The sequence below is a fragment of the Nannocystis pusilla genome (genome assembly GCF_020073745.1).
Classification (GTDB): domain Bacteria; phylum Myxococcota_A; class Polyangia; order Nannocystales; family Nannocystaceae; genus Nannocystis; species Nannocystis radixulma.
This window is the reverse complement of the sequence record NZ_JAIRAU010000028.1, coordinates 209,879-234,399: the sequence shown is the minus strand read 5'-3', so window position 1 is coordinate 234,399 and position 24,521 is coordinate 209,879. Positions and strand designations below refer to the sequence as shown.

The window sequence follows — 24,521 nt, the reverse complement described above, 5'->3', positions numbered from 1 at the left end:
AAAGCAATTCAGGCAGAGGCGAGCAGGCCGCGGATCTCGGCCTCGATCTCGGCGATCTTGAACGGCTGGCCGGCGATCTTGTTGAGGCCGCGCGCGTCGACGAGGTAGTCGCTGCGCAGGATCTTCACCAGCATGCCGTTGTTCATCTCCGGCACGAGCACGTGCTTGAAGCGCTTCAGCAGCTCGCCGAGGTTCTTCGGCATCGGGTGCATGTAGCGGATGTGCGCGTGCGAGACCTTGAAGCCGGCCTTGCGCGCGCCGAGCACGGCCGAGCTGATCGCGCCGAAGGTCGAGCCCCAGCCGACGACCAGCAGGTCGCCGCTGTCCTCGCCCTGGTCGATCGTCTGCAGCGGGATGTCGTCGGCGACGCCGGCGACCTTGGCCGCGCGGACCTTCACCATCTTGTGGTGGTTGTCCGGGTCGTACGAGATGTTGCCCGAGTCGTAGTTCTTCTCGAGGCCGCCGATCCGGTGCTCGAGGCCCGGGGTGCCGGGGATCGCCCAGTTGCGCGCGAGGGTCTGCGGGTCGCGCAGGAACGGGTGGAAGCCCGCGGCGTCCTTGCGGTGCTGGACCGGGAAGGGCGTGAGGGTGTCGATGTCCGGGATCTTCCACGGCTCGGCGCTGTTGGCGAGGAAGCCGTCGGTGAGGAGGATGACCGGGGTCATGTACTTGGTCGCCAGCCGCACGGCCTCGACCGCCATGGTGAAGCAGTCGCCGGGGGTGGAGGCGGCGAGCACGACGAGCGGGCAGTCGCCGTTGCGGCCGTAGACCGCGAACAGCAGGTCGCTCTGCTCGGTCTTGGTGGGCAGGCCGGTCGACGGACCGCCGCGCTGGACGTCGACGATCACGAGCGGCAGCTCGGTCGAGACGGCGAGGCCGATCGCCTCGGTCTTCAGCGCCAGACCGGGGCCCGAGGTGGTGGTGATGCCGAGCGAGCCGGCGTACGAGGCGCCGATCGCCGCGCACACCGCCGCGATCTCGTCCTCGGCCTGGAAGGTGGTGACGCCGTAGGCGCGCAGGTTCGACAGCGCGTGGAGGATGGTCGAGGCCGGCGTGATCGGGTAGCTGCCGAGCACGAGCTCGAGGCCCGCGAGCTTGCCGCCGGTGACGAGGCCCCACGCGGTGGCCTCGTTGCCGGTGACGTTGCGGTAGTGACCGGCGGCGAGCCGGGCCTTCGGGACCTCGTAGGCGTGGATGCCCTGCGGCATCTCGGCGGTCTCGCCGTAGACGTGGCCGGCGTTGAGCGCGGCGATGTTGGCGTCGGCGACCGCCGGGTTCTTGGCGAACTTGCCGCGCAGCCACTCGGCCGTGCTCTCGCGCTCGCGCCCGAACATCCACATCATCAGGCCGAGCGTCCACATGTTCTTGGCGCGCACGGCCTCCTTGTTGCCGAGGCCGAACGGCTCGACCGACTGCAGCGTGTGCTTGGTGATGTCGATCTTGAGCAGCCGGTAGCCGTCGAGGCTGCCGTCCTCGAGCGGGTTCTTGTCGTAGCCGGCCTTCTTGAGGTTGCCGGCGCTGAAGGCCCCCGTGTTGACGACGAGCAGGCCGCCCGGCTTGAGGTCGCGCAGGTTGACCTTGAGCGCCGCCGGGTTCATCGCCACCAGCACGTCGGGCGCGTCGCCCGGCGTCATGATGTCGTGCGCGGCGAAGTGGACCTGGAAGCCCGACACGCCGAAAGTCGTGCCCGCCGGGGCGCGGATCTCGGCCGGGAAGTCGGGCAGCGTCGACAGGTCGTTACCCATCAGCGCGGTCGTGTCGGAGAACTGTGAGCCGGTGAGCTGCATACCGTCGCCGGAGTCGCCGGCGAAGCGAATCACGACCGATTCGATGAGCTCGCGGGTGGTCGAATTTGTGGAAGCGAACGTATCCATGACCGCAACGAGGGCGCACACAGCCGGTGGCTGACGCGCGTCAAGGAGTATGCGCCGCGCGTGGTTTCGTTGTCATCGCGGGCCCCGGAACAAGCCCGTGAGCCAGCACAAGCCTCGCGCGCTCCGTGCTGTGCAGCACTCACTCGAGACTGCGCACCAGCGCCTCGACGTATGCGACGTAGCTCTCGAGCGTGGCCGCGGTCGCGTCCCTCGGCGCTCGCGCGAGAGCCGGCGGCGAGGGCTGTCCCTTGGCGTCGACGATGGCCCCCGCCCACGCGAGCAAGGCGGCTCGATCGTGGGTGTTAACGATTCGCTTACCACGGACCGTGGTCTTCGCCAGACGGGCGTTCCACGCCAGCACCTTGCGCACGAAGGTCAGCGTCCACGCCTTGTGATTGGCCTCGAACGTGGCCGCAAGGTCGGGCCGCACGGCGACGAGGATCTTGCGCACGCCCGCGCCGACGCGCGGTGCGTTGCGCGGGTCGTCGAGGAGGTCGCGCTGGCTCGCGGCGACGCTGTGGACAGCGCCGCCGACGCGGATGTCGGCCGGGCCGAGCTTTCCGTCGATGCGGACCACCACGGCCGCGCCGCCTTCGGCCGCGACGATCGCCCCGAGCGCGCGCGTCGGGACTGTCACTTCGAGGACCTCGCCCGCGGGAGGATCGGCCGCGACCGCGTGGCCCGTGAGGAAGGATGCCGCGATCGCTGCCGCCGCCGTGAGCCAGTGTCGCCGAGTGATCATGCGCAAATCCCGACGACGTCAGCGTAGCGCGGTTTCTTCACCCGACGCGACGGGAAATTGCCGGCGCCACGCCGGCTCGAAGGCCCACACCTGCCGCTTGCCGAAGCCGATCCGGTTGTCGGTCAACTTGGCCCACTCGATCGCAAGCGCGTAGAGCAGGTCACGTTCGCCGAGGTGAGCCGCGGCCACCGGGTGCCGCTCGAGGTACGCAGCGCGCAAGCTCGCGGCCGCCTCCGGACCCAGGCGTGTGCTCACCACCACGTCGCCGCGGAGCTGCACGCCGCGGACTTCGCCGACAGTCTCGGTCTCCAGGTAGATCGCAGCGGCCACGGCAGTGGGACCGTCGGCGATCGCACGCCCGTGACAGGTGTCGGCGCGGCTGGCGAACACGAGCAGCGGCGCCGGGCAGCCGGGCAGCGCGGCGACGGCGTAGAAGAGAGGAGTGGCGTAGGGCAATCGGTCGTCGGGCGCGAGCGTGGCGAGGGCGAGGACCCATCGCTCCTGCAACACCCTCATGAGCAGCCTCACGTCTGGTGGCGCCGGCGGGTCGGCAGCGGACATCATGCGCCTGGATCTACCTCGAGCGCGCGGCCGCACGGGCTCGGTCGGTCGCGCGCGACGCCGTGTTAGAGTTCGCGCCCATGAAGCAGCAGTCACTGGATGCAATCGTCGACCGCGGGCTCGCAGCCGTCGATGACGACGACCTCAAGACGGCGGAGGACGCCCTCGAGGAGGCGGCTCGGCTCGGCGGCGAGAACCACGTGCGGGTGTTGCACCTGGCGGGGATGGTCGCCTGGGCGCAAGGTCGCCTCGATCAGGCGGCGGGCTATCTCATGCAGGCCGCCGACGGCGCGCCGGAAGATCCGCAGATCTACCTCGACTGCGCCGAGTGCCTGCTCTCGCACGACCAGGATCTCGACGAGGCCGAGGCCGCGGCGCGCGCGGTGCTGCGGCTCGAGAAGGCCGACACCGACTCGATCGACCAGGCCCGCCTGTTGCTGGCGCAGATCCGCCTCAGCGACGACGACACCGAGGAGGCGCTCGAGCTGCTCGAGGGCATCAGCGCCGAGCGCAAGGGCGACGCGGCGTACCTCAGCATCCACGGGTTCGTGCTGATGAACTCGGGCCGCACGCAGGAGGCGGCGGAGTCGCTCAAGGGCGCGGTCGCGGCCGATCCGGAGGACCCCGACGTCCACTACTGGTACGGCCAGGCGCTCGAGGTGCTCGGCGACGTCGTCGGCGCCCGCGCCGAGATGCTCAAGGTGCTCGAGCTCGACGCGCGCGATCTCGAGGACCACGAGCCGGTCAGCGACGAGCTGGCCGAGGACCTGCGCGGTCAGTTCGAGGCGCTGCTCGAGGACATCCCGGACCAGGTGCTGAAGCTGGTCGCGAGCGCGCCGATCACGGTGCAGGCGCGCCCGACCGCGACCCAGGTGCAGGCCGGCGCAGATCCGCGCGCGCTGGTCACGTTCGTCGGTCGCGCACGCACCGACGACGCCGAGGCCCGGCTGGACAGCATCGTGCTCATGCGAGACTTCTTGCTCGACGAGATCGAAGGGGACGAAGACATCCCCGAGCTGCTGATGGTCGGTCTCGTCGACGAGCTGCGCCGCTTCTTCCGCCTGGACGGGCTAGAGGTGGCGACCGGAACGGAGGACTGACAGGCCATGGCGACGACCCACGCGAACACGGCGGCCCTGATCTACGACTGGAACGAGAAGGAGCGGACCGGACCGCTGCTCCGGCGGGCGCCCCGCTTCGTCGACGAGAGCATCCGCGACGGCATCCAGTCGCCCTCGGTGCGCGATCCCTCGATCGAGCAGAAGATGGAGCTGGTGCGCCTGATGGACCGCATGGGCGTCCAGGCCGTCAACCTCGGCCTGCCCGGCGCGGGCCGGCGGGCGCAGGAGGACGTCGAGCGGCTGCTCCGCTTCATCGTCGAGGAGAAGCTGCGCATCACCGCCAACTGCGCCGCGCGGACCGTGGCGTCGGACATCCACCCGATCATCGACATCTCGCAGAAGGTCGGGGTGCCGATCGAGGTGATGACTTTCATCGGCTCGAGCCCGATCCGCGGCTACACCGAGGGCTGGGACAACGAGCGCCTCAAGAAGCACACGCACGAGGCGGTCAAGCTCGGCGTCGACCACGGCCTGCCGGTCGGCTTCGTCACCGAGGACACCACGCGCTCGCACCCGAAGACGCTCGACGTGCTGTTCCGGACCGCGCTCGAGGCCGGCGCCGGGCGCCTCGTGCTGTGCGACACCTGCGGCCACGCGACGCCCGACGGCCTGCGCAACCTCCTCAACTTCGCGCGCGGGGTGCTGCGCTCGATGGACCTCGAGGACACCGTCGAGCTCGACTGGCACGGCCACAACGACCGCGGCATGGCGCTGGTGCTCGGCCTCTACGCGTTCGAGTGGGGCTTCCACCGCGTGCACGGCTGCGGCCTCGGCATCGGCGAGCGCGTCGGCAACTGCTCGCTCGACCTGCTGCTGCTCAACCTGTTCCTGCTCGGCCAGCTCGACCCCAAGCAGCACGACCTGTCGTGCCTGGTCGAGTACGTCGAGAAGATCAGCGAGGCCACCGGCGTGCCGATCCACCCGAGCTACCCGCTCTCCGGCCGCGACGCGTTCCGCACGGCCACCGGCGTGCACGCGGCGGCGATCATCAAGGCGACCAAGACCGGCGACCACGACCTGGCCGACCGGGTGTACTCGGCGGTGCCGGCGCGGGTGTTCGGCCGCAAGCAGGAGATCGAGATCGGCCACTACAGCGGCCGCTCCAACGTGATCTTCTGGCTGCGCGAGCACGGCTACGAGCCGTCCGACGAGCTGGTCGACAAGGTGTTCGCGTTCGCCAAGGCCCAGGACCACACGCTGACGACCGAAGAGGTCAAGGCGGCGATCGCCGGCTGAACGCCGCGACGACGTCGGCGCGTCGCCTTTCTCATGCTTCAAGGACATGTCCCATCAGACATGTCCCCGCGGGAATAGCTGAAAGGACATGCTCTTCGGAGCATGTCCCTTTATTAAGAGTTACTCCCAGAGCACCTTGAGCAGCTTCTTGCACTCGCGGGCGAGGGCGGCGAACAGCTCGGGGTCGACCCACTTGTCGGGGATCGGCTCGCGGTTGCCGGCGGCGGCCGGGGCGGCGGCGACGGCGACCTGCAGCGGGAACACGTCGGCGCGCGACCAGCCCTGCTTGCGGATCTCCGGCGTCTCGAGCTCGATCCACCCGCGCGGGTTGTCGGCCCACGCCAGCCAGCGCAGCGGCGGCGGCTCGCGCGTGGCGTCGGGCGTACCTGGCCACAAGACCAGGGCCGGGCGCGCGGTGCCCTCGCGGAAGCGGACCATCGCCGGCAGCAGGATCGCGTCGCCGGGCAGGATGTCGCTGGCGAGGCGGCGGACGACGGGGCGCTCGAGCAGCGCGCCGTGGCCGTGGGTGACGAACACCTGCGACGGATCGGCGGCGAGCACGGCGTCGACCTTGAGCGCGGAGATCGGCGCGCCGGTCAGCTTGCTGCGCGTGGGCGTGAAGTCGGGCCGCTTGCTGCCCTCGGGCTCGGCGGGGCGCGGCTCGACCAGGGGGCGCTTGCCGGGGGCGACCTTCTGCCAGGTGAGGGCGTCGGGATCGACGCGCCACAACCTGCCGAGCATGCCCTCGGCCTGGGGACCGCCGAGGACGAGCCGGGCCGGGCTGTGACCTGTCCCGAGGACCAGCATGCAGGTGGCAGGCCATTGCAGCCGCGTCTCCTCGGCCTCGGGCAGCGGGACGAAGCTGTCCTCTTCGCCAGGTGCCGGTTTGGCCTGCTCGATCAAAAAGCGCTGCAGCAGGCCCTTGGGCCGCAGGACGTAGACGTGGCGCTCGTCGCCGCCGCAGGCCAGCGGGGCGGCCTGGCGCGCGGCGAGGCGAGGGAAGCGCTCGCCGTCGACGCGCAGGTGCTTGCCGGTCCAGGCGACGGCGCCGTCGCGGGCGCAGAGGATCGCGCGGCCGGTGGTGGTGGTGCCGAGCGCGGCGATGCCCTCGGCGTCGACCTCGGTCGGGCTGGTGGCGCGCAGCTTGAGCTGGGTGTACCCCGACGGCCGGTCCGGGTCGATGAGCCAGGCGGTGGCGGAGCCGTCGGCCCACAGCGCGCGGCCGTCGAGGTTGACGAGGCCGGTGACGCCGCGCTCGGACACCTTGCGCCGGTGCAGCGGCGTCTCCTTGTCGATGTCCCACAGGATCTCGCCGGTGGCTCCGACGCCGCACAGGACGCTCGGGCGGACCAGCGCGACGCGGTCGACGAAGTCGCCGAGCTTGCTGCCGACCTTGGTGAGCGCGGTCGAGAACACGCTGCCGAAGTAGAGGTGGTGGCCGCCGATCCACAGCTGGCCGTCCTTGGCGCCCTCGCACATCGAGGGCTCGGGGTTCGGGCACTCGATCGTGCGCACGACCTCGAAGCTGCTGACGCCGAGGACCCACAGCTCGTAGGGCAGCGGGACGACGAGGTGCTTGCCGTCGCGGGTGATGTGGATCGACAGCGGACGGTCGTCGAGGTTGGCGACATCGGCGGACTTCGAGCCGGCGATCGTCCGCTGACCGGTGCTCGAGCGCTTGATGGGGGCCTGGCGCCGCATGACGAGACAGCGTATCACGGCCCGCGGCCGCGAGATCAAAGCGGCCAAAGACGCGCAGAACGGCCTCCAGGAGCTCCTGAAGGCCGCCTGCGGGGCGGGCGACGGTCGTGTCCGCCCGGGGAGTTCAGATGTTGAGGACGCGGCCGCCGGCGTCCAGGGCGGCCTCCTTGACGACCTCGGACAGCGTCGGATGGGCGTGGACGCTGCGGGCGATGTCCTCGGCGCTGGCCGAGAACTCGATCGCCACCGCGGCCTCGGCGATGAGGTCGCCGGCGCGCGGGCCGATGATGTGCACGCCGAGGACGCGGTCGGTCTCGGCGTGGGCGAGGATCTTCACCAGGCCGTCGGTCTCGCCGAGCGCCTTGGCGCGCGCGTTGGCGAGGAACGGGAAGCTGCCCTTCTTGAACGGCACGCCGGCCTGCTTGAGCTCGGGCTCGGTCTTGCCGACGCTGGCGATCTCCGGGTGGGTGTAGATGATGTTGGGGATCGCGTCGTAGTTGACGTGGCCGGGCAGGCCGGCCATGTGCTCGACGGCGGCGATGCCCTCTTCCTCGGCCTTGTGGGCCAGCATCGGCCCGGGGATGACGTCGCCGATGGCCCAGATGCCGGGCACCGCGGTGGCGTAGTGGGCGTCGACCTGGATGAAGCCGCGGCGGTCGAGCTGCACGCCGACGGCCTCGGCGCCGAGGCCCTCGGTGGTCGGCTTGCGGCCCACGGCGACCAGCACGCGGTCGCCGGTGAGGGTCTGCGTCTGGCCGTCGGGCGCGGTGTACGTGACGTCGACGGCGTCGCCCTTGCGCGTGGCGCCGGTGACCTTGACGCCGAGGCGGATGTCGAGGCCCTGCTTGGCGAACACCTTGGCGGCGACCTTGCTGACGTCGGGGTCCATCATCGGCAGGAGCGCCGGCAGGTACTCGAGCACCGTGACCTTGGCGCCGAGGCGGGCCCACACCGAGCCGAGCTCGAGGCCGATGACGCCGGCGCCGATGACGATCAGGTGCCCGGGCACGGCGGGGTAGGCGAGCGCGTGCGTCGAGTGGCCGATGCGGTCGCCGTCGAAGGCGACGCCGGGGATGGTCGCGGGGACCGAGCCGGTGGCGATGAGGATCCGCTTGGTATCAAGCACCTGGGCGGTCTCGCCGCGGACCTCGACCTTGCCGGGCGCGACGATCGTGCCGAGGCCCTTGGCCCAGGTGATCTTGTGCTTGCGGAACAGGCCGGCGACGCCGCCGGTGAGCTGCTTGACGACCTTGTCCTTGCGCCCGAGCATGGTCGGCAGGTCGAGCTCGACGCCGCTGATCTTGATGCCGTGCTCGGCGGAGTGCAGGCGCGCGGCGGCGAACCGCTCGCTCGACTCGAGCAGCGCCTTGCTCGGGATGCAGCCGACGTTGAGGCAGGTGCCGCCGAGGGTCGGGTCCTTCTCGACGCAGGCGGTGCGCATGCCGAGCTGGGCGGCGCGGATGGCGGCGACGTAGCCGCCGGGGCCGGAGCCGATGACGACGAGATCGTAGGTCTCTTGGGACATGGTGTTATGGACCTGTCTGTACGAACATGTCTGGACGGTCAGCCATCAGACGTCGAGGAGCAGCCGCTCGGGCGCCTCGACGCGCTCCTTGACGTGGACGAGGAACTGGACCGCCTCGCGGCCGTCGACCAGGCGGTGGTCGTAGGACAGCGCGAGGTACATGATCGGGCGGATCTCGACCTGGCCGTTTACCGCGATCGGGCGCTCGACGACGTTGTGGAGGCCGAGGATGCCGGTCTGCGGCGGGTTCAGGATCGGGGTCGACAGCATCGAGCCGTAGATGCCGCCGTTCGAGATGGTGAAGGTGCCGCCGCTGAGCTCCTCGAGCGTCAGCTTGTTCTCGCGGGCGCGCACGGCCAGGCGGGCGATCTCCTTCTCGATGTCGGCGAAGCCGAGCTGGTCGGCGCCGCGGACGACCGGGACGACCAGGCCCTTGCCGCCGCCGACGGCCACGCCGACGTCGTAGTAGCGCTTGTAGACGATGTCGTCGCCGCGGATCTCGGCGTTGACCGCCGGGAACGTCTTGAGCGCCGAGACGCACGCCTTGACGAAGAACGACATGAAGCCGAGCTTGGCGCCGTGCTTGTCGACGAAGCCCTGCTTGTAGGCGTTGCGCAGGCGGTACACGGCCGACATGTCGACCTCGTTGAAGGTGGTGAGGATCGCCGCGGTCTGCTGGGCCTGGACCAGCCGCTCGGCGACGCGCCGGCGCAGCGGGGTCATGGCGACGATCTCCTCGCGGCCGCCGGCGGCCGGGCGCGCGGGCGGCGGGGTGGCGGGCGCCCTGGCCTCGACCGGCGCGGGCTTCTTGGCGCTCTCGGCCGTCTGCGCGGCGGCGGCCCGCTGGACGTCCTCCTTCAGCACGCGGCCGCCGCGGCCGGTGCCGCTGACGCTGTCGAGGTCGACGCCGGTGCGCCCGGCCTCGGCGCGGGCGGCCGGCATCGGCTCACCGCCGGCCCTGGCCGGAGCCGGCGCGGGCGCCGGGGCAGGAGCTGCCTGTTGGGACCTGTCCGGAGCGCCCTGTCCTGAAGCACCTGGCTCCGGGGACGTGCCCGAAGGAGCAGGTGCCGGGCCGGCCTCGGCGATGACGCCGATGGTGTCGCCGACGTTGACCTTGGCGCCCTGAGCGGCGGAGATCTCGGAGACCACGCCGGCGGCGGGCGAGGGGACCTCGACGGTGATCTTGTCGGTCTCGAGCTCGACGAGCGGTTGGTCGACGGTCACGCGGTCGCCGGCCTTGACGCGCCAGGACGAGACGACGGCCTCGGTGATGGACTCGCCGAGGGGCGGGACTTTAATGGGGCTAGGCATTGACGGCACTCCGGACGGCTTCGGGCAGGTTGGCGAAGGCTTCTTCGAGGATGAGCTTGCGTTCGTAGGCGTGGCTGTCGGGCGAGCCGGTGGCCGGGCTCGCGCTGGCCGCCCGGCCGATGTACTTCAGCGGGCGCTGCTGGTCGCGGGCGGCGAGGGCGTCGCCGAGGCAGCCGCGGACGAAGCTCCACGCGCCGGAGTTGCGCGGCTCCTCCTGCACCCAGTACAGCTCGCGGGCGTTCGGGTAGCGGGCCAGGACCGCCAGCAGCGGGGCCTCGGGGAACGGGTACAGCTGCTCGACGCGGACGATGGCGACGCGGCCCTCCTTCCGCTGCTCGCGCTCCTCGGCGAGGTCGTAGTAGATCTTGCCGCTGCACAGCATGACCCGCTCGACCTGGGCCGGCTCGGCCCGCTCGTCGTCGATGACGCGGGCGAACCCGCCGTCGGTGAACGCCTCGAGCGGCGAGAACGACGGCCGCGAGCGCAGCAGGCTCTTCGGCGTCATCAGCACCAGCGGCTTGCGCCACGGCCGCAGCACCTGCCGCCGCAGCGCGTGGAACACCTGCGCCGGGGTGGTGAGGTTGCAGACCTGGATGTTGTCCTCGGCGCACAGCTGCAGGAACCGCTCGAGCCGCGCGCTCGAGTGCTCGGGCCCCTGGCCCTCGTAGCCGTGCGGCAGCATCAGCGTCAGGCCGCTGAGGCGGTTCCACTTGTCTTCGCTGGCGACGATGAAGTTGTCGATGATGATCTGGGCGCCGTTGCCGAAGTCGCCGAACTGGGCCTCCCACACCACGAGGTTGGTCGGCGAGCAGATGCTGTAGCCGAACTCGAACCCGAGCACGCCGTACTCCGACAGCGGGCTGTTGTAGATCTCGAAGCGGGCCTGGCCCTCGCCGAGCTCGAACAGCGGCGACCAGGCGGCGCCGGTCTTGGTGTCGGTGTAGACGGCGTGGCGGTGGCTGAAGGTGCCGCGCTGCACGTCCTGGCCGGAGAAGCGGACCGGGTGGCCGGCCTTGAGCAGGCTGGCGTAGGCCAGCAGCTCGGCGGCCTGCCAGGTCAGCGGGGCTGCCCCGGAGTACATGTCCTTCAGTTCAGACGCGAACCGCTGGACCTTGGCGTGCATGTTGAAGCCGTCGGGCCAGCGGACGATCCGCGCCGCCAGCTCGTCGAGCTGGGGCCGCGGCAGGCGGGTCGGCACGTCGGGGGTGTCGCGGTCGGGGCCGCCGCGGAACTGGCTCCACACGCCGTGCATCGGCCGCAGGCGCGGCTTGTGGGCGTTCTCGCCGCGGGCGACCGCGAGGGCGCGGTCGAAGGTGGCCAGCCAGGCGCCGTCGATCGCCTCGGCCTCGGCGGCGCCGATGGTGCCGCGGCCCATCAGCTCGCGCTGGTAGATCGAGCGCACCGACGGGTGCACCTTGATCAGGTCGTACATCACCGGCTGGGTGAAGGTCGGGTCGTCGGCCTCGTTGTGGCCGAAGCGGCGGAAGCACACCAGGTCGATGATGACGTCGGTCTTGAAGCGCTGGCGGAAGCCGGCGGCCAGGCGCGCGACCCACACCACGGCCTCGACGTCGTCGCCGTTGACGTGGAAGATCGGCACGTCGAGCATGTGGGCGATGCTGGTCGCGTAGGGCGTCGAGCGGGCGTCCTTCGGGTCGGTGGTGAAGCCGACCTGGTTGTTGACGACCACGCGCACGCTGCCGCCGGTGCGGTAGCCGGCCAGGCGCGACAGGTTGAGGGTCTCCTGGACCACGCCCTGGCCGATGAAGGCGGCGTCGCCGTGGAGCGTGAGGCCCATGACGCGGCTGCCGTCGAGGTCGCCGAGCTGGTCCTGCTTGCCGCGCACGCGCCCGGCGATCACCGGCGTGATCGCCTCGAGGTGGCTGGGGTTGAACGCCAGCGCCAGGTACATGTCGTGGCCGCGCGAGGTCTTGTACTCGCGGAAGTGGCCGAGGTGGTACTTGACGTCGCCGGCGCCGAGCAGCTCCTCGGGGTGGTTCGACTTCTCGAACTCGAGGAACACGTCCTCGAACGGCTTGCCCATGATGCTCATCAGCACGTTGAGCCGGCCGCGGTGGGCCATGCCGATGCACACCTCGCCGACCCCGAGCTCGGCCGACTCCTCGATCACCGTGTCGATCAGCGAGATCATCGACTCGGCGCCCGAGACCGAGAAGCGCTTGGCGCCGAGGAATTTGGTGTGGAGGAACTTGTCGACGTCCTCCACGCCGGCGAGCTGGTTGAGCAGCCGCTGCTGCTCGGCCGGCGGCGGCACGACCTTGTTCTCGCACGCCTCCATGCGCGCCTGCAGCCAGGTGCGCTGCTCGAGGTTCTGCATGTGCCAGTACTCGACGCCGATGCTGCGGCAGTAGGTGTTCAGCAGCTTGGTGAAGATCTGGCGCAGGGTCGCGCGCCGGCCGGGCATCAGCAGGCCGGGGTCGAACTCGCGGTCCATGTGCTCCTCGCCGAGGCCGAAGTAGGCCGGGTCGAGGCCCGCGGCCGGAGCCTCGCGCGGGCGGCCGAGCGGGTCGATCTGCGCCGCGGTGTGGCCGTGCAGGCGGAAGCTCTCGATCAGCTTGTCGACGCGGCTCTGCAGGTACAGCTGCTCGGCTTCGCGGGTGTCGGCGCGCAGGGATTCGGGCGCCTTCCCGCCGCTTGCGCCGAGCTCGCGCAAGACCGGCACCCACTGCGGATCGACCGAGCTGGGGTCTTTCTCGTAGGCCTCGTACAGGGCCTCGAGGAAGGCGAGGTTGTGCCCGCTGAGCGTGGATTCGATATCCATAGGCCGGCCGCAGCATACTCGTTTGCGCGTTCGTGACAACGCAGGGGGCCACCGCGGCTTCACCGGATTCGCTGCGGAGATCGCGCGGCGGGCACCGGTCCCGCCCCGGCGGCTCACCGGCGGGCGCGCCGCGAGCCCGCGAGCGAGCCTCGCCTCGCGGCGGCCGACGTGGCGAGGCTCGCTCGCTTGCGCTGGCATTCGCGGGGCGGCGCGTCGGTCCCGCGGCGCGCGCGAGGGCGCGGCCGGAGGCGAGGCTCGCGGCGCGAGTTGCCGCCCCCTTCACGGCCGATTTGTGTCAACCTTCGCCCACGATGAGCTCGAAGGCAAACCTCGACGTCCTGAGCCGACAGGTCGCGTACTCCGGTGAGGGGATCTCCGTCAAGTCGCTCGAGACGGACATCCAGAAAGAGCGCACGATCCAGGACAACAAGGTCGAAGAGCTCAAGGTCCTGCGCGAGCGCAACGTGACCATCCAGACCGCGATGGCGGACGAGCTCAAGAAGCTGCGCAAGTTCAGCGATTACCTCAACGGCACCGCCACCAAGGGCGGGTTCTGGGCCGGCTTCAAGGAGGTCCTGAGCTACATCCCCGGGCTCGGGTCGATGGGCATGAGCCAGCGCTCGATCGAGGAGCTGCTGAAGGCGCAGTACCAGATCTCGGCCCGCCGCGTGAAGGAGGCCGCCGAGTACGTCGACACGCTCAAGCAGAGCGAGCAGGACCTCTACAAGGAGATCGACCGCATCAACGTGCGCATCGTCGAGATGGCCAAGAACGAGCGCGAGGCCCTGAATTACGTGCTCGAGCTCAAGACCCTGCAGGAGCAGCTCGAGGCCGACGAGCAGGCCGCCGAGGCCGGCAGCGTCGAGCAGCGCGACATCCAGGCCAGCATCGACAAGGTCCGCGCCAAGCTCGCCGAGCACTCGAGCAACGTCCTCCTCTACGGCTCGGCCGAGGAGCGCTACGCCCGCCTCAAGGAGAACACGCGCAAGCTGGCCGACACCATCCGCAACCTCGCCCAGGACATCCAGCAGTACACCACCGCGTCGTCGATCAAGCTCGACATGGCCTCGGCCCAGATCCAGGCGATCGGCCGCGCCGCCGACGCTTCGGCCGTCATGCTCGAGATGAAGCGCAGCCTCGACGTGATGACCGAGTCGATGAACGTCACCACGCAGTTCGTCAGCGACACCCAGATCTTCTTCCGCAGCAACCTCGACACCCTGGTCAAGGAGCTCGACACCTTCGACGAGAAGACCACGGCGGTGCTCGAGGACAACCTCCGCAAGTCGAAGGAGGTCGAGGAGGCGCGGATCCAGGCGGCCGTCGACAAGGCGATCAAGCGCCGCGACGGCGGCCCGGCCGCCGCCACGCCCTCGGCCCCCTGAGCGGCCCTCACTCCGAGAGGTGACGATGACCGTCGTCGCGCTGCACACCCAGGCGCTGGTGCTGCCCGAGGCGGCGACCTACCTCGAGCTGTTGGGCCGCTCGCTGCACGCGGCCCGCCTGTCCAACGCGTTCCCCGAGCGCCGCCCGCTGCAGCAGACCCTCGAGACGCTGGCCGAGTCGCTGCGCCTCGGCCTCCACAGTGAGCTCTACCTCGACTCGCGCGCCGGCCTGCCCAACCTGGCCAGCCTGACGCGCGCCTTGACCGACAAGAGCGTGGCCCGCGAGTCGCTCGCGCGCCTGGGCGACCGCGCGGCCCTGGAGGCCCGCGCCGACGAGGCCGAGCTGTTCGCCCGCCTGGCCGCCAAGCACGCCTACTACGAGAAGCTGCAGGACCGCGAGCTGGCGCCGGTCGACCATCAGCGGGTGCTGCTGCGCCGCCACGACCCCGCCAGCGGCACGGCCGCGTTCCGCATCGAGCTGACCAAGCTCGACGCCAGCGGGGTGTACGTGCGCCTGCAGATCGAGCTGACGCAGGTGGCCTCGCTGTGGCGGCGCAAGGTCATCGACCTCGACAAGGACGGCGAGACGGCGGCCGCCAGCGAGGCGTTCCGGGCCATGGTGTACCGCTGCGCCGATCTCGACGCCGAGGCGCTGTTCGTCCGCCTGCACGGGAGCGAGGGCGTGAGCGTCGAGCGGGTCCAGCGCGGCGTGATCGGGCCGGTGCTGTTCGCCTTGCCGACCGGCAGCGGCGTCCAGGTGGTCCGCACCGCCGAGGCCACCGACGACGCGCTCGGCCGCGAGTGGCACGCCTGGTCGGTGGGCGCCGGGGCGGCCGAGCACGAGCGCCCCGAGCTGCTCGCCGCGTTCGCGACCGACTCGGCGGCGCTCGACATCCGCGAGGAGCGCAGCAACGACCCGATTTCGCCGCTCCTGAGCCATCGGCTGCGAGATCAGGAGCAGGCGCGATATCGCGCACTGCGCGACCGCTACCCGTTCAAGGTGTTCAAGGACCGCAAGTTCGTGGCCACGCCGGGGCTCAGAACGGTGGCCCACGCGACCTGCGCGGCAGCTGGCACCAAGAACATGATCTACGACCTCCAGCGCGGCTAGAGGATCGGACTCCGATCGGACCGAGCGGCTTGCTGCGATCGTGTTTGCGTCCGGGCCCGCTTTGGCCAATGATGCCGAGACGAGCGCCGCATGCGCCGGCGAAGGAGACAAAACATGCTTAAGTACGTTCGATTCACCATCATCGGGGCCGCGCTGGCGCTGGTGGGCTGTGGCGACGACGAAAAGGGCTCGGGGACGAACGCGACCAACCCGAGCACCAACCCGACCAACGACGATACGGACTCCGACACGTCGGCCGGGAGCGACCCGACCAACGGGACGACCTCGGGCCCGAACCCGACCTCGACCACCAACCCCAACCCGACCGACGACTCCGCGACGGCCGGCACCGAGAGCAGCACCGGCTCCTTCATCACCCCGCCCGACGGCGGCGGCGGCACGAAGGAGTGCGACGTGTGGACGCAAGATTGTCCGGCCGGCCAGAAGTGCATGCCGTGGGCCGACAACGGCGGCAGCTCGTGGAACGCGACCAAGTGCTCGCCGGTCAACGCCAACCCGGGCAAGGAAGGCGACCCCTGCACCGTCGAGGGCAGCGCCGTCAGCGGCATCGACACCTGCGACGTCGGCCTGCTCTGCTGGTACTTCGACGAGAACAACAACGGCTCCTGCATCGACATGTGCAAGGGCACGCCCGACGCGCCGACCTGCGACAGCGGCCAGACCTGCGACGTGTCGAACGACGGCGTGCTGATCCTCTGCCTCGAGACCTGCGACCCGCTGGTCCAGAGCTGCCCCGCCGGCCAGATCTGCTTCTGGGACTTCGTCGACCAGTTCATCTGCGACTTCGACGCCAGCGGCGACATGGGCGCCTACGGCGACCCGTGCGCCTACGTCAACGTGTGCGACTACGGCCTCTACTGCGCCGCGCCCGAGACCGTCCCCGACTGCGACAACGCCGACGGCTGCTGCAGCTCGTACTGCAACGTCACCGAGCCCAACACCTGCCCCGGCATGGCCGGCGGCCAGGAGTGCGTGCCCTGGTACACCGAGGGCATGGCCCCTCCCGGCCAGGAGAACATCGGCGCCTGCGCCATCCCGGCGTGACGCCCCGCCGCCACGCGCCCTGCCGGCGCGCGGCGGCCCGCGACGGACGAGCGAGCCGGCTGCAGTCGGCTCGCCGTTTTTAATTTGCCGGCGCGGTGACTGTCCGTCTTCGTCGCCGGGTCTGCGCGGCGGTTCGAGCTGTCCCACGGGACCTGTGACGCGAGACATGTCCTCCCAGACATGCTCCGCCGCGGACCTCGTCACCGACGCGAGCTGTCCGCAGGGACATGCTCGCGCCGGGCGGCTCACTCGTCGCCGACGGGGAACAGCGGCGGCTTGGGCTGGCCGCGGTAGCCGGGGCCGATCTGGCCCCACACCAGCCAGATGGCCAGCCAGGTCGACGGCAGCAGGACCATGAACTCCGGGTAGACGCGCATGACGAGGAACGCGAACGCGACCAGCGACAGCGCGGCGACGACGAGGTTGGCCCAGCGGTAGCGCAGCGCGCCGAACTTCTTGTTGCGCAGGTTCGAGACCATCAGCAGCGCGCCGACGATCATCGCCCACGGGAACGCGCACCACACCTCGGGCCCGAGCTGCAGGTCGCCGAACAGCCGGCCCTCGGCGAACCGGTCGGGCGCGGCCAGCGGGTTGTCGGGCCCGCCGTACTTGAGGCAGACGAGGAACCAGTCGACCAAAAGGCCGGCGGCCAGGGTGGTGGGCACGCCGTGGAAGATGGTCTTGTCGCTGATCTCGGCGTCGCTCAAGACGTTGAAGCGCGCCAGCCGGACGGCCGCGGCCGCCAGCCACAGACCGGCGGCGAGCAGCGCCCACGCCAGACCCGAACCTGACCCGTAGGGCAGGCCGGGCGTCGAGCTCAGCGCCGAGAGCACCAAAAACGGCGGGACCACGCCGAAGTTGAAGAAGTCGGCGAACGAGTCCATCTGCACGCCGAAGCTGCTGGTGGCCTGCAGCCGGCGGGCGACGAACCCGTCGGCCCGGTCGAGGAAGGTCGAGAACAGCAGCAGCCACGCGGCGGCGACGTAGTCGCCGCGGTGGGCCAGCAGCATCGCTCCGAGGCCGCAGGCCATGGCGCCCACGGTGATGAAGTTCGGCGCGAGATACGGGACCTTCGACATTGTTCGCCTCAGCTCGCGGCGCGCGGCCCGCCGAGGACCGCGAGCAACCGGGCGGTGACCTCGTCGGGCGCGCCGACGCCGTCGATCCGCTTGAGCAGGCCCTTGGCCTCGTAGAACGGGATGATCGGCGCGGTCTCGCGGTGGTACTTGTCGAGCCGCGCCGTCACGGCGGACTCGAAGTCGTCGCTGCGGTGGACCAGCCGCCCGGCGGCCTCGGGCGGCGGCGGGTTGAACTTGAGGTGGTAGATGGCGCCGGTCTCCGGGTCGCTGCGCCGCCCGGTCACCCGCTCGACGATCAGCGAGTCCGGCACCTCGAACAACACCACGGCGTCGAGCGTGACGCCGGCGGCGGCGAGCGCGACGTCCAGCGCCTCGGCCTGCGGCCGCGTGCGCGGGAAGCCGTCGAGCAAGAAGCCCCGGCTGCAGTCCGGCCGGCTGATCCGCTCGATCACCATGCCGATGACGACGTCGTCGGCGACGAGGTGGCCGAGCTTCATCGCCGCGTCGGCCTTCTTGCCCAGCTCGGTGCCGTTGCGCACCGCCTCCCGCAACATGTCCCCCGAGGAGATGTGGGGGATCCCGTGGGTCCGGACGATGAATTGGGCCTGGGTGCCTTTGCCGGCGCCGGGCGGGCCGATGAGGATCGTACGCATGAGGTCAAGCTCGCAGGGTGGTGCGGGCCCCGCCGCGCACATGCGCGAAAAGGCCCGTTGGCGCGGCAACTGTGACACGGGCCCGCGGGACCCCGCAAGGTTTCCGTCCGCGCGCCCCGCCGCCGATCGCCCCGCCAGCCGCTCCAGGACGCCGCGGAAGCGGCCGCAGCCGCGAACGATGCCACGCGCCGGAGAAGTAGAAAGAAGATCACGCGCAGCTCGCGACGAGAACGGCGCGTGACGACTGCGAACGGCGAGACGCGCCGCGCAGAGCCGGCCTCGCGCGCCGGGGAAAACCGCCGCGCGGAGCGAGAGCCGGCCACGAGCGTCGGCGGGACGGAGGGAACCACGACGCGAACGGCCAGCGCGACACCGGCGGACGTCGGCCCGACGTCCACGGCCGTCTGGATCTTTCTGTCTTCAGAAAGCGAACAGCCCCGCAGGCGAGGAGCCGGCGGGGCCGAACAGCGAGGCGGCGAGCCGCTCAGTGCACGTACTGCACGAGCAAGTTGTTGCTGCCGGCGTGGCTGGTCGCGGTGCTCGGGTGGGCCGGCGTGACCACGGGCTCACCGAAGGTCTCGCTGAGGAAGGTGCGCGCGCGGATCTTCGGGCCGTCGTGCACCGGCGACAGCCCGGCCTTGCGCATGAGCGCGGCCAGGAAGTCGTGCGGGCGCGGCAGCTGGCGCCACACCACCGGGAGGAACACGGCCTGGCGCGAACCGATGCCGAGGATCACGCCGTCGCGGCCGGGCATGACGGCCTCGGCGATCGCCTCGAGGCCGACGCACTCGAGCTGGAGCGGCTCGCCGAGGACCGAGATCTCTCCGTTCATCCGAGTCCACCGGGACGGACGCGCCGGCGAGGTCCGCGGATCGTGGAGCCCCGCCTGCACCGCGTAGCGCACGACGGCCTGCTCGAGGTTGGGCCACGGCTCGAGCGAACCGATGCAGCCGACCAGCTCGCGCACGTCGTGCCACGACACGAACACCCGCGCCGGCGCGTCGAGCCGCGGATCGACGGGCCGCTCCGCCACGCCGACCGGGAGGTCCCGCGCGTCGGGGTCCTTCGCGGCCATGGAGTCGCGCAGCGCCCGGCGGGCGAGGTGAAGCAGCCAACGACGGGTCGCCTCGGAGAGCGGCTCGGGGAAGGGGGCTTTTGCCATGTCCAACGCGGGCGAACTATGGATCCTTCGGGCGGCGACGTCGACGAAAAAATGCGGGCCGCGTCGTCGCGATCCGCGGTCGCCTCGTCGAGTTCGGCGACCGGTGCCGGCGCCGGGCAGTTGTCCGTGCGCGTGCGCAAGGCGGCGTCGTCGCAGCCGCTTCGCCGCCGACGCCACGCCGCCAACCTCGACGTCCGCCGCGACTGCTCCTCGCTCGCGCCGACCGGCGCGACTCCTTCTTTCTTCACGAGCCGGCGAGGCGCCGACGCGGCCCGCCGCGGCTGCTTCGGCCGCGAGCGGGCCCCGGCGAGGAGCTCACGCCGGCGCCCGTCCTCGCCGCGTCGGCGCTCGCGGCCCCGGCGAGGAGCTCACGCCGACGCCGCCCGTCCTCGCCGCGTCGGCGCTCACGACCTCGGCACCGGCCGGCTGGAGCGACACGGGATCGGGGCGCGGCCGATCGTCGGCCGCAGGCGCCGGCCGAGATCTCCGACCTGTCCGGAGGGACAGCCGAGCTCCGGCGCCGCGCCGCCCCGGCCCGCCGCCGAGCCGGAGGACGCCGGGGTCGTCACGCCGTCGACGGCGACAGGTCGGCAGGCGCGCCGCCGCGCAGGCGGGTGTGCCTGCGGCGCCGGGGATGCGATACAACAGGACCCGTGAGCACCCTGGATCGGATCGACAGCATCGACGAGTTCTGGACCCGCGAGTTCGCGTACTACCTGAACGAGCACCGCCACCCGCTCAATCGGCTCACGCACATGTTCGGCGTGCCGATCCTGGTGGTCACCGGCGTCGGCGCCGTGGTCACCACGAGCTGGAAGATGTTCGTGATCGGGTGGACGATCGGCTGGGCGGTCCAGATCGCGGGGCACCGCATCGAGGGCAACAAGCCGGCGCTGCTCAAGCGGCCGATCTCGTGGCTCATGGGGCCGTTGATGGTGCTGGTCGAGGTGCTCGAGCTGGTCGGCATCCATTTCCCGTTCGCTCGCCGCGCCCGCTCGATCGTCGGGCTTTGAGCGCCGATCTCGCGCTGCTATGGTGGCCGGGATGTCCACCCGGCCGCACCTCGTCCTCTCGCGCTCCGCCCGCTGCCTCGGGCTCGTCGCCGCCGTCTCGCTGGTGGCCGCACCGGCTCACGCCGACGAGGGCCAGTGGACGCCCGGCCAGATCGTCGAGCTCGACCGCGACAAGCTGAGCGCGATGGGCCTCGAGCTGCCGCTGGAGCAGCTGTGGAGCGACAACACCGGCTTGATGCGGGCCGCGGTCAACCTCTCGGGCTGCTCCGCGGCCTTCGTGTCGTCCGAGGGCCTGATCGCCACCAATCATCACTGCGCCCACGCGGCGATCCAGGCCGTCAGCAGCGTCGAGCACGACTACCTCAAGGACGGCTTCCTCGCCCGCGCGCGCGCCGAGGAGCTGCCGGGCAAGGGCCTGTCGGTGCGGGTGCTCGAGCGCATCGACGACGTCACCGCCGAGGTGCTGGCCGGCGCCGACGCGCTGTCCGACGACCGCGCGCGCGCCAGGGCGATCGACAAGGCGCGCAAGCAGCTCGTCGAGACCTGCGAGGCGCCCGGCGGCGGGCTGCGCTGCGAGGTGGCGGCCTTCTACAACATGAGCCAGTTCCAGCGCTTCACCTACCGCGAGCTGCGGGACGTGCGGCTGGTGTACGCGCCGCCCTCGGCGATCGGCGAGTTCGGCGGCGAGATCGACAACTGGATGTGGCCGCGTCACACCGGCGACTTCACGCTGCTGCGCGCCTACGTCGGCCCCGGCGGCGAGCCGGCCGAGCGCGCGGAGGCCAACGTGCCGTACAAGCCGCAGGCGTGGCTGCCGGTGGCGCACGAGGGGGTCAAGGCCGGCGACTTCGTGGCGGTGCTCGGCTACCCCGGCAACACCGAGCGCTACCTGCCGCTGTCGGAGGTCGAGCGCCACGAGTCGCAGATCTTCCCGGCCCGCGTCGACCTGCTCGGCGAGTGGGTGGCGATCCTCGAGGAGCTCGGGGCGCAGGACCACGCCCGCGAGATCAAGGTGGCGTCGGCGAAGAAGAGCCTCGCCAACCGCCTCAAGAACGCCCGCGGCATGCTCGCCGGGTTCTCGGCGATCGGCCTCGTCGCCCGCCGCCGCGCCGAGGAGGCCGCGCTCGAGAAGTGGGCCGAGGAGTCGGGCGAGCGCGCGTACCAGCAGGTGCTGCCGGCGCTGCGCAAGCTCAGCGAGGACCGCAAGGCCAGCTTCGCCCACGACTACCTGCTCGAGCAGGTGCCGAACGGGCCCAACCTGCTCGGGCTGGCGATCGACCTGGTCCGGCGCGCGCGCGAGCGGCAAAAGCCCGACCTCGAGCGCTCGGCCGGCTACATGGACCGCAACGAGAAGAAGCTGTGGGACCGCCAGGAGCGGCGCCTCCGCGACTTCGACGCCGAGGTCGACGCGCACCTGCTGGCGTCGGTGATCGCCCGCGCGCAGGCGCTGCCGGCCGACTGGAAGCTGGATGCCTTCAAAAACATGTCCCCCGAGGCAGCCGCGGCGAAGGAGGCGCCGGACGCGAGCGGCGCGCGCACCGGCTACCTCAAGCAGGCGCGCCAGCTGATCGCCCGCAGCAAGCTGCTGGGCGAGGGCAAGGCGAAGGCGCTGTTCGACGCCGCCGACCCGGCGGCCTTGTCGGCCAGCGGCGATCCGTTCGTCGCGCTGGCGCTGGCCCTGGCCCCGGCGATCGAGGCCGCCGAGGCGCGGGCGGAGAGCCGCGCGGGCGCGCTGTCGCGGCTCGGCCCGAGCTACTTCACGATGCTCCGCAAGGTCCGCTCCGGCCCGGTCTACCCCGACGCCAACGGCACGCTGCGCTTCTCGTACGCCTCGATCGCCGGCTACACGCCGCGCGAGGGGCTGATGGCGACCCCGCAGACGACGCTGACGGGGCAGATGGCCAAGGTCACCGGCGAGGAGCCGTTCACCATGCCCGAGCGCGTGCTCGCGGCTGTCCCGAAGGCCAGCTCGACCTACTGGGCCGACCCGGTCCTCGGCGACGTGCCGATCGACTTCCTGTCGAGCGCCGACACCACCGGCGGCAACTCGGGCAGCCCGGTCATCAACGGCCGCGGCCAGTTCGTCGGCCTCAACTTCGACCGCGTGTGGGAGAACATCGCCGGCGACTTCGGCTACAGCGAGCGCTCGCGCAACGTCATCGTCGACGTCCGCTACATGTTGTGGCTGCTCGACCAGGTCGAGGACGCCGAGGCGCTGCTGCAGGAGCTCGGCGTCGCCGCGCTGCGGGTCGCCGGTGCCCGCGCCCAGGTCGGCGACGGCCGGGCACCGCCGCACACCGCCGCCGCGGAGCCCGAGCGGGAGACGTGCCCGCAGGAGCGCCGCGGCTGCGGCTGCACCAGCGGCGCCGAGACGGCCGCGCCGTGGTGGCTGCTCGCCGGGCTGCTGTGGCTCCGCCGCCGCCGCGTCCGCGGGTGAGCCGGCCGTCGCGTCCTGAAGGCGCCCCGGTAGGGGGGCTGCGCGGCTGCGCGATGCGACATGTTCTCCGGGACATGGCCTTGACGGCATGGCGAAGAGGACATGTCTATCGAGACACGAGGCGATTCACCACCGGCTCGCGCGTCTGGCCGCACGCTAGGGCTTCCGTCGCGCCGCGGCCGATGGCGAGCGCACGCGGGCAGGTCACGGACGACCTCGTACCGGCCGGTGTCGAAGGTGCATGCGCGCGACCCTCGTCCCCTCGCTGGTGCTGCTCTCGCTGGTGGCCTGCGGCCCCAAGAGCCCGGAGCAGGCGACCGACACGGCCGACGGCACCGGCGGGGACACGAGCGGGGCGACCGGGGCGACCGGGGCGACCGAGGGCTCGCCGACCACGACCACGGCGACGAGCGAACCGTCGCCGGGTTCGACGGTGACCACCGCCCACCCCCACGATATTCCCGACGTCGGCGGTGGATCGGGCTGCGAGGAGACGGGCGGGTGCAACCGCCTCGACCTGCTGTTCGTCGTCGACAACTCGGCGAACATGGCCGACAAGCAGGCGCACCTGGTGGCCGCGCTGCCGCACCTGGTCACGCGCCTGCGCGACCTGGTCGGCGCCGATGGGCTGCCCGTGGTGCCCGACGTGCACGTGATGGTGACGACCACGGACATGGGCCATCCGAATTGCGATCCGTTCGCGAAGGTGGACTACGAGCCGGCCAAGGGCGCGCCGATCACCACCGCCTGCGTCGACCGGCTGGAGCGCTTCACCGGGCTCGGCTCCGGTCCGGAGATGCGCCCCGAGGTCTGCCTCGACCGCTGTCCCGCGGAGGAGCACGCGGTCCCCGCCGATCCCTTCGTGCACTTTCACGGCGACCTGAGCAACGTCCTCGGCGAAGTCGACGGCGATCAGGTGCTCGCGGCGCTCGAGTGCATCGTCCCGCAGGGCATCGACGGCTGCGGCTTCGAGGCCCCGCTCGAGTCGATGATCCAGGCGCTCGACCCCAACAAGCCGTGGAACCAGGGCCCCGAGCCGTTCATGCGGCCCGGCGCGGCGCTCGGGATCGTCATCCTCACCGACGAGACCGACTGCTCGCCCAAGGACCTGCGGCACTTCGACCCCAAGAACGAGGACGACCCCGAGTTCAACCAGTTCTGGGAGGACGAGCTTGGGATCCCGGGTGCCAAAAAAGAGCCGACCAGCGCGGTGTGCTGGAACGCCAGCATGACCTGCGAGGACGGCGACGTCGACGGCGTGTACGAGTCGTGCGTGCCGGAGGAGAAGGGCGTGCTGCAGCCGCTCTCGCGCTACAGCGGGTACCTGATCGACAATCTGCGCGAGCAGCAGGGCTCGCCGGTGTTCATGCTGGTGATCACGGGGATCCCGGAGACGGGGATCGGCGACCTCGTGCACCGCGGCTGGACGCAGGACGGCATTCCTCCGGGCGACAGCGACACGCCGGCGGAGAAGGAATTCGAGTTCGGGATCGGCCCCGGGTGCACCGGCCCGGACAGCGGGAATGCGCTGCCGCCGGGGCGGATCCGCCAGCTCTGCGAGGAACTCGACGTCGCCGATGACCCGAACACCCCGGCCGACGAGTCGGCCACGCGTTGCTGCTTCGAGTCGGCCTGCGCCACCGACCTCGCGGGCGGGTTCGACTGCCTGCTCGACGCCATGGCCCAGGAGCTCCGCGCGGCTCCCTGAGGCGCGCAAGACCGTGCACGCTTCGGCGGCGCGTGCGCGGGGGCGGGCGACCTCC

The 24,521-nt window shown here is 71.2% G+C and carries 18 protein-coding genes; 8 read left to right on the top strand and 10 right to left on the bottom strand.

Translation table 11 applies throughout. The features are described 5' to 3' along the window. Positions 1–8: 8 nt before the first annotated feature. From K7C98_RS22470 to K7C98_RS22460, 3 genes are all read right to left on the bottom strand, one after another. Positions 9–1,874, bottom strand: a complete 1,866-nt coding sequence (locus tag K7C98_RS22470) for a 2-oxoacid:acceptor oxidoreductase subunit alpha (protein WP_224193780.1) — start codon at positions 1,872–1,874, stop codon at positions 9–11. Positions 1,875–2,013: 139 nt separating this feature from the next. Next, the gene (locus K7C98_RS22465; protein WP_224193779.1) at positions 2,014–2,616 is read right to left on the bottom strand and encodes a hypothetical protein; all 603 of its coding nucleotides are present in this window, start codon (positions 2,614–2,616) and stop codon (positions 2,014–2,016) included. Positions 2,617–2,634: 18 nt separating this feature from the next. After that, positions 2,635–3,132 carry a hypothetical protein gene (locus tag K7C98_RS22460; RefSeq protein ID WP_224193778.1) on the bottom strand — a complete coding sequence of 166 codons (498 nt, stop codon included), beginning with the start codon at positions 3,130–3,132 and terminating at the stop codon, positions 2,635–2,637. Between the two features lie 125 nt (positions 3,133–3,257). Here K7C98_RS22460 and K7C98_RS22455 point away from each other — a divergent pair, with 125 nt between their 5' ends. Together K7C98_RS22455 and K7C98_RS22450 are read left to right on the top strand one after the other, a co-directional pair. Beyond that, positions 3,258–4,277 (top strand): tetratricopeptide repeat protein, encoded by a 1,020-nt coding sequence (locus tag K7C98_RS22455; protein ID WP_224193777.1) that lies wholly within the window; start codon positions 3,258–3,260, stop codon positions 4,275–4,277. A gap of 6 nt (positions 4,278–4,283) precedes the next feature. Then, positions 4,284–5,534 carry a LeuA family protein gene (locus K7C98_RS22450; RefSeq protein WP_224193776.1) on the top strand — a complete coding sequence of 417 codons (1,251 nt, stop codon included), beginning with the start codon at positions 4,284–4,286 and terminating at the stop codon, positions 5,532–5,534. 120 nt (positions 5,535–5,654) lie between these two features. Here K7C98_RS22450 and K7C98_RS22445 read toward each other — a convergent pair whose 3' ends face one another. The 4 genes from K7C98_RS22445 to K7C98_RS22430 all read right to left on the bottom strand — a co-directional run bounded on the left by K7C98_RS22445 (position 5,655) and on the right by K7C98_RS22430 (position 12,853). After that, positions 5,655–7,235 carry a hypothetical protein gene (locus K7C98_RS22445; protein WP_224193775.1) on the bottom strand — a complete coding sequence of 527 codons (1,581 nt, stop codon included), beginning with the start codon at positions 7,233–7,235 and terminating at the stop codon, positions 5,655–5,657. A 124-nt stretch (positions 7,236–7,359) separates the two neighbouring features. Beyond that, the gene (lpdA, locus tag K7C98_RS22440; RefSeq protein WP_224193774.1) at positions 7,360–8,760 is read right to left on the bottom strand and encodes a dihydrolipoyl dehydrogenase; all 1,401 of its coding nucleotides are present in this window, start codon (positions 8,758–8,760) and stop codon (positions 7,360–7,362) included. 45 nt (positions 8,761–8,805) lie between these two features. Further along, entirely contained in the window at positions 8,806–10,071 is a 1,266-nt protein-coding gene (gene odhB, locus K7C98_RS22435) for a 2-oxoglutarate dehydrogenase complex dihydrolipoyllysine-residue succinyltransferase (RefSeq protein WP_224193773.1), read from the bottom strand. Next, a complete protein-coding gene (locus K7C98_RS22430) occupies positions 10,064–12,853 on the bottom strand; it encodes a 2-oxoglutarate dehydrogenase E1 component (protein ID WP_224193772.1) in 2,790 nt (929 codons plus the stop codon). Before K7C98_RS22430 ends, odhB begins: the two co-directional genes overlap by 8 nt. A 311-nt stretch (positions 12,854–13,164) precedes the next feature. Between K7C98_RS22430 and K7C98_RS22425 the strand changes: the two genes are divergently transcribed. The 3 genes from K7C98_RS22425 to K7C98_RS22415 all read left to right on the top strand — a co-directional run bounded on the left by K7C98_RS22425 (position 13,165) and on the right by K7C98_RS22415 (position 16,414). Next, the gene (locus tag K7C98_RS22425) at positions 13,165–14,238 is read left to right on the top strand and encodes a hypothetical protein (protein WP_224193771.1); all 1,074 of its coding nucleotides are present in this window, start codon (positions 13,165–13,167) and stop codon (positions 14,236–14,238) included. Between the two features lie 25 nt (positions 14,239–14,263). Continuing rightward, on the top strand, positions 14,264–15,349 hold the full coding sequence (locus K7C98_RS22420; protein ID WP_224193770.1) for a hypothetical protein: 1,086 nt from the start codon (positions 14,264–14,266) through the stop codon (positions 15,347–15,349). A 114-nt stretch (positions 15,350–15,463) separates the two neighbouring features. Next, on the top strand, positions 15,464–16,414 hold the full coding sequence (locus K7C98_RS22415; RefSeq protein ID WP_224193769.1) for a ribulose phosphate epimerase: 951 nt from the start codon (positions 15,464–15,466) through the stop codon (positions 16,412–16,414). A 245-nt stretch (positions 16,415–16,659) separates the two neighbouring features. Here K7C98_RS22415 and K7C98_RS22410 read toward each other — a convergent pair whose 3' ends face one another. The 3 genes from K7C98_RS22410 to amrA all read right to left on the bottom strand — a co-directional run bounded on the left by K7C98_RS22410 (position 16,660) and on the right by amrA (position 19,308). Continuing rightward, positions 16,660–17,493, bottom strand: a complete 834-nt coding sequence (locus K7C98_RS22410) for a CDP-alcohol phosphatidyltransferase family protein (protein ID WP_224193768.1) — start codon at positions 17,491–17,493, stop codon at positions 16,660–16,662. An 8-nt stretch (positions 17,494–17,501) separates the two neighbouring features. Beyond that, complete coding sequence (locus tag K7C98_RS22405) at positions 17,502–18,146, bottom strand: adenylate kinase (RefSeq protein WP_224193767.1); 645 nt, start codon at positions 18,144–18,146, stop codon at positions 17,502–17,504. Positions 18,147–18,630: 484 nt separating this feature from the next. Then, on the bottom strand, positions 18,631–19,308 hold the full coding sequence (gene amrA, locus K7C98_RS22400; protein ID WP_224193993.1) for an AmmeMemoRadiSam system protein A: 678 nt from the start codon (positions 19,306–19,308) through the stop codon (positions 18,631–18,633). A gap of 653 nt (positions 19,309–19,961) precedes the next feature. On the opposite strand from amrA, the gene K7C98_RS22395 reads away from it, so the two are divergent. The 3 genes from K7C98_RS22395 (at position 19,962) to K7C98_RS22385 (ending at position 24,466) form a co-directional block, all read left to right on the top strand. Further along, a complete protein-coding gene (locus tag K7C98_RS22395; RefSeq protein ID WP_224193766.1) occupies positions 19,962–20,321 on the top strand; it encodes a DUF962 domain-containing protein in 360 nt (119 codons plus the stop codon). Positions 20,322–20,352: 31 nt separating this feature from the next. Beyond that, a complete protein-coding gene (locus K7C98_RS22390) occupies positions 20,353–22,758 on the top strand; it encodes a S46 family peptidase (protein ID WP_224193765.1) in 2,406 nt (801 codons plus the stop codon). Positions 22,759–22,999: 241 nt separating this feature from the next. Further along, positions 23,000–24,466, top strand: a complete 1,467-nt coding sequence (locus tag K7C98_RS22385) for a hypothetical protein (RefSeq protein WP_224193764.1) — start codon at positions 23,000–23,002, stop codon at positions 24,464–24,466. Positions 24,467–24,521 lie beyond the last annotated feature (55 nt).

What these genes read in the sequence shown, in the direction of transcription:
- K7C98_RS22470 (WP_224193780.1), bottom strand. Translation starts at nt 1,874, where the DNA reads ATGGATACGTTCGCTTCCACAAATTCGACCACCCGCGAGCTCATCGAA.
- K7C98_RS22465 (WP_224193779.1), bottom strand. Translation starts at nt 2,616, where the DNA reads ATGATCACTCGGCGACACTGGCTCACGGCGGCGGCAGCGATCGCGGCA.
- K7C98_RS22460 (WP_224193778.1), bottom strand. Translation starts at nt 3,132, where the DNA reads ATGAGGGTGTTGCAGGAGCGATGGGTCCTCGCCCTCGCCACGCTCGCG.
- K7C98_RS22455 (WP_224193777.1), top strand. Translation starts at nt 3,258, where the DNA reads ATGAAGCAGCAGTCACTGGATGCAATCGTCGACCGCGGGCTCGCAGCC.
- K7C98_RS22450 (WP_224193776.1), top strand. Translation starts at nt 4,284, where the DNA reads ATGGCGACGACCCACGCGAACACGGCGGCCCTGATCTACGACTGGAAC.
- K7C98_RS22445 (WP_224193775.1), bottom strand. Translation starts at nt 7,235, where the DNA reads ATGCGGCGCCAGGCCCCCATCAAGCGCTCGAGCACCGGTCAGCGGACG.
- lpdA (WP_224193774.1), bottom strand. Translation starts at nt 8,760, where the DNA reads ATGTCCCAAGAGACCTACGATCTCGTCGTCATCGGCTCCGGCCCCGGC.
- odhB (WP_224193773.1), bottom strand. Translation starts at nt 10,071, where the DNA reads ATGCCTAGCCCCATTAAAGTCCCGCCCCTCGGCGAGTCCATCACCGAG.
- K7C98_RS22430 (WP_224193772.1), bottom strand. Translation starts at nt 12,853, where the DNA reads ATGGATATCGAATCCACGCTCAGCGGGCACAACCTCGCCTTCCTCGAG.
- K7C98_RS22425 (WP_224193771.1), top strand. Translation starts at nt 13,165, where the DNA reads ATGAGCTCGAAGGCAAACCTCGACGTCCTGAGCCGACAGGTCGCGTAC.
- K7C98_RS22420 (WP_224193770.1), top strand. Translation starts at nt 14,264, where the DNA reads ATGACCGTCGTCGCGCTGCACACCCAGGCGCTGGTGCTGCCCGAGGCG.
- K7C98_RS22415 (WP_224193769.1), top strand. Translation starts at nt 15,464, where the DNA reads ATGCTTAAGTACGTTCGATTCACCATCATCGGGGCCGCGCTGGCGCTG.
- K7C98_RS22410 (WP_224193768.1), bottom strand. Translation starts at nt 17,493, where the DNA reads ATGTCGAAGGTCCCGTATCTCGCGCCGAACTTCATCACCGTGGGCGCC.
- K7C98_RS22405 (WP_224193767.1), bottom strand. Translation starts at nt 18,146, where the DNA reads ATGCGTACGATCCTCATCGGCCCGCCCGGCGCCGGCAAAGGCACCCAG.
- amrA (WP_224193993.1), bottom strand. Translation starts at nt 19,308, where the DNA reads ATGGCAAAAGCCCCCTTCCCCGAGCCGCTCTCCGAGGCGACCCGTCGT.
- K7C98_RS22390 (WP_224193765.1), top strand. Translation starts at nt 20,353, where the DNA reads ATGTCCACCCGGCCGCACCTCGTCCTCTCGCGCTCCGCCCGCTGCCTC.
- K7C98_RS22385 (WP_224193764.1), top strand. Translation starts at nt 23,000, where the DNA reads ATGCGCGCGACCCTCGTCCCCTCGCTGGTGCTGCTCTCGCTGGTGGCC.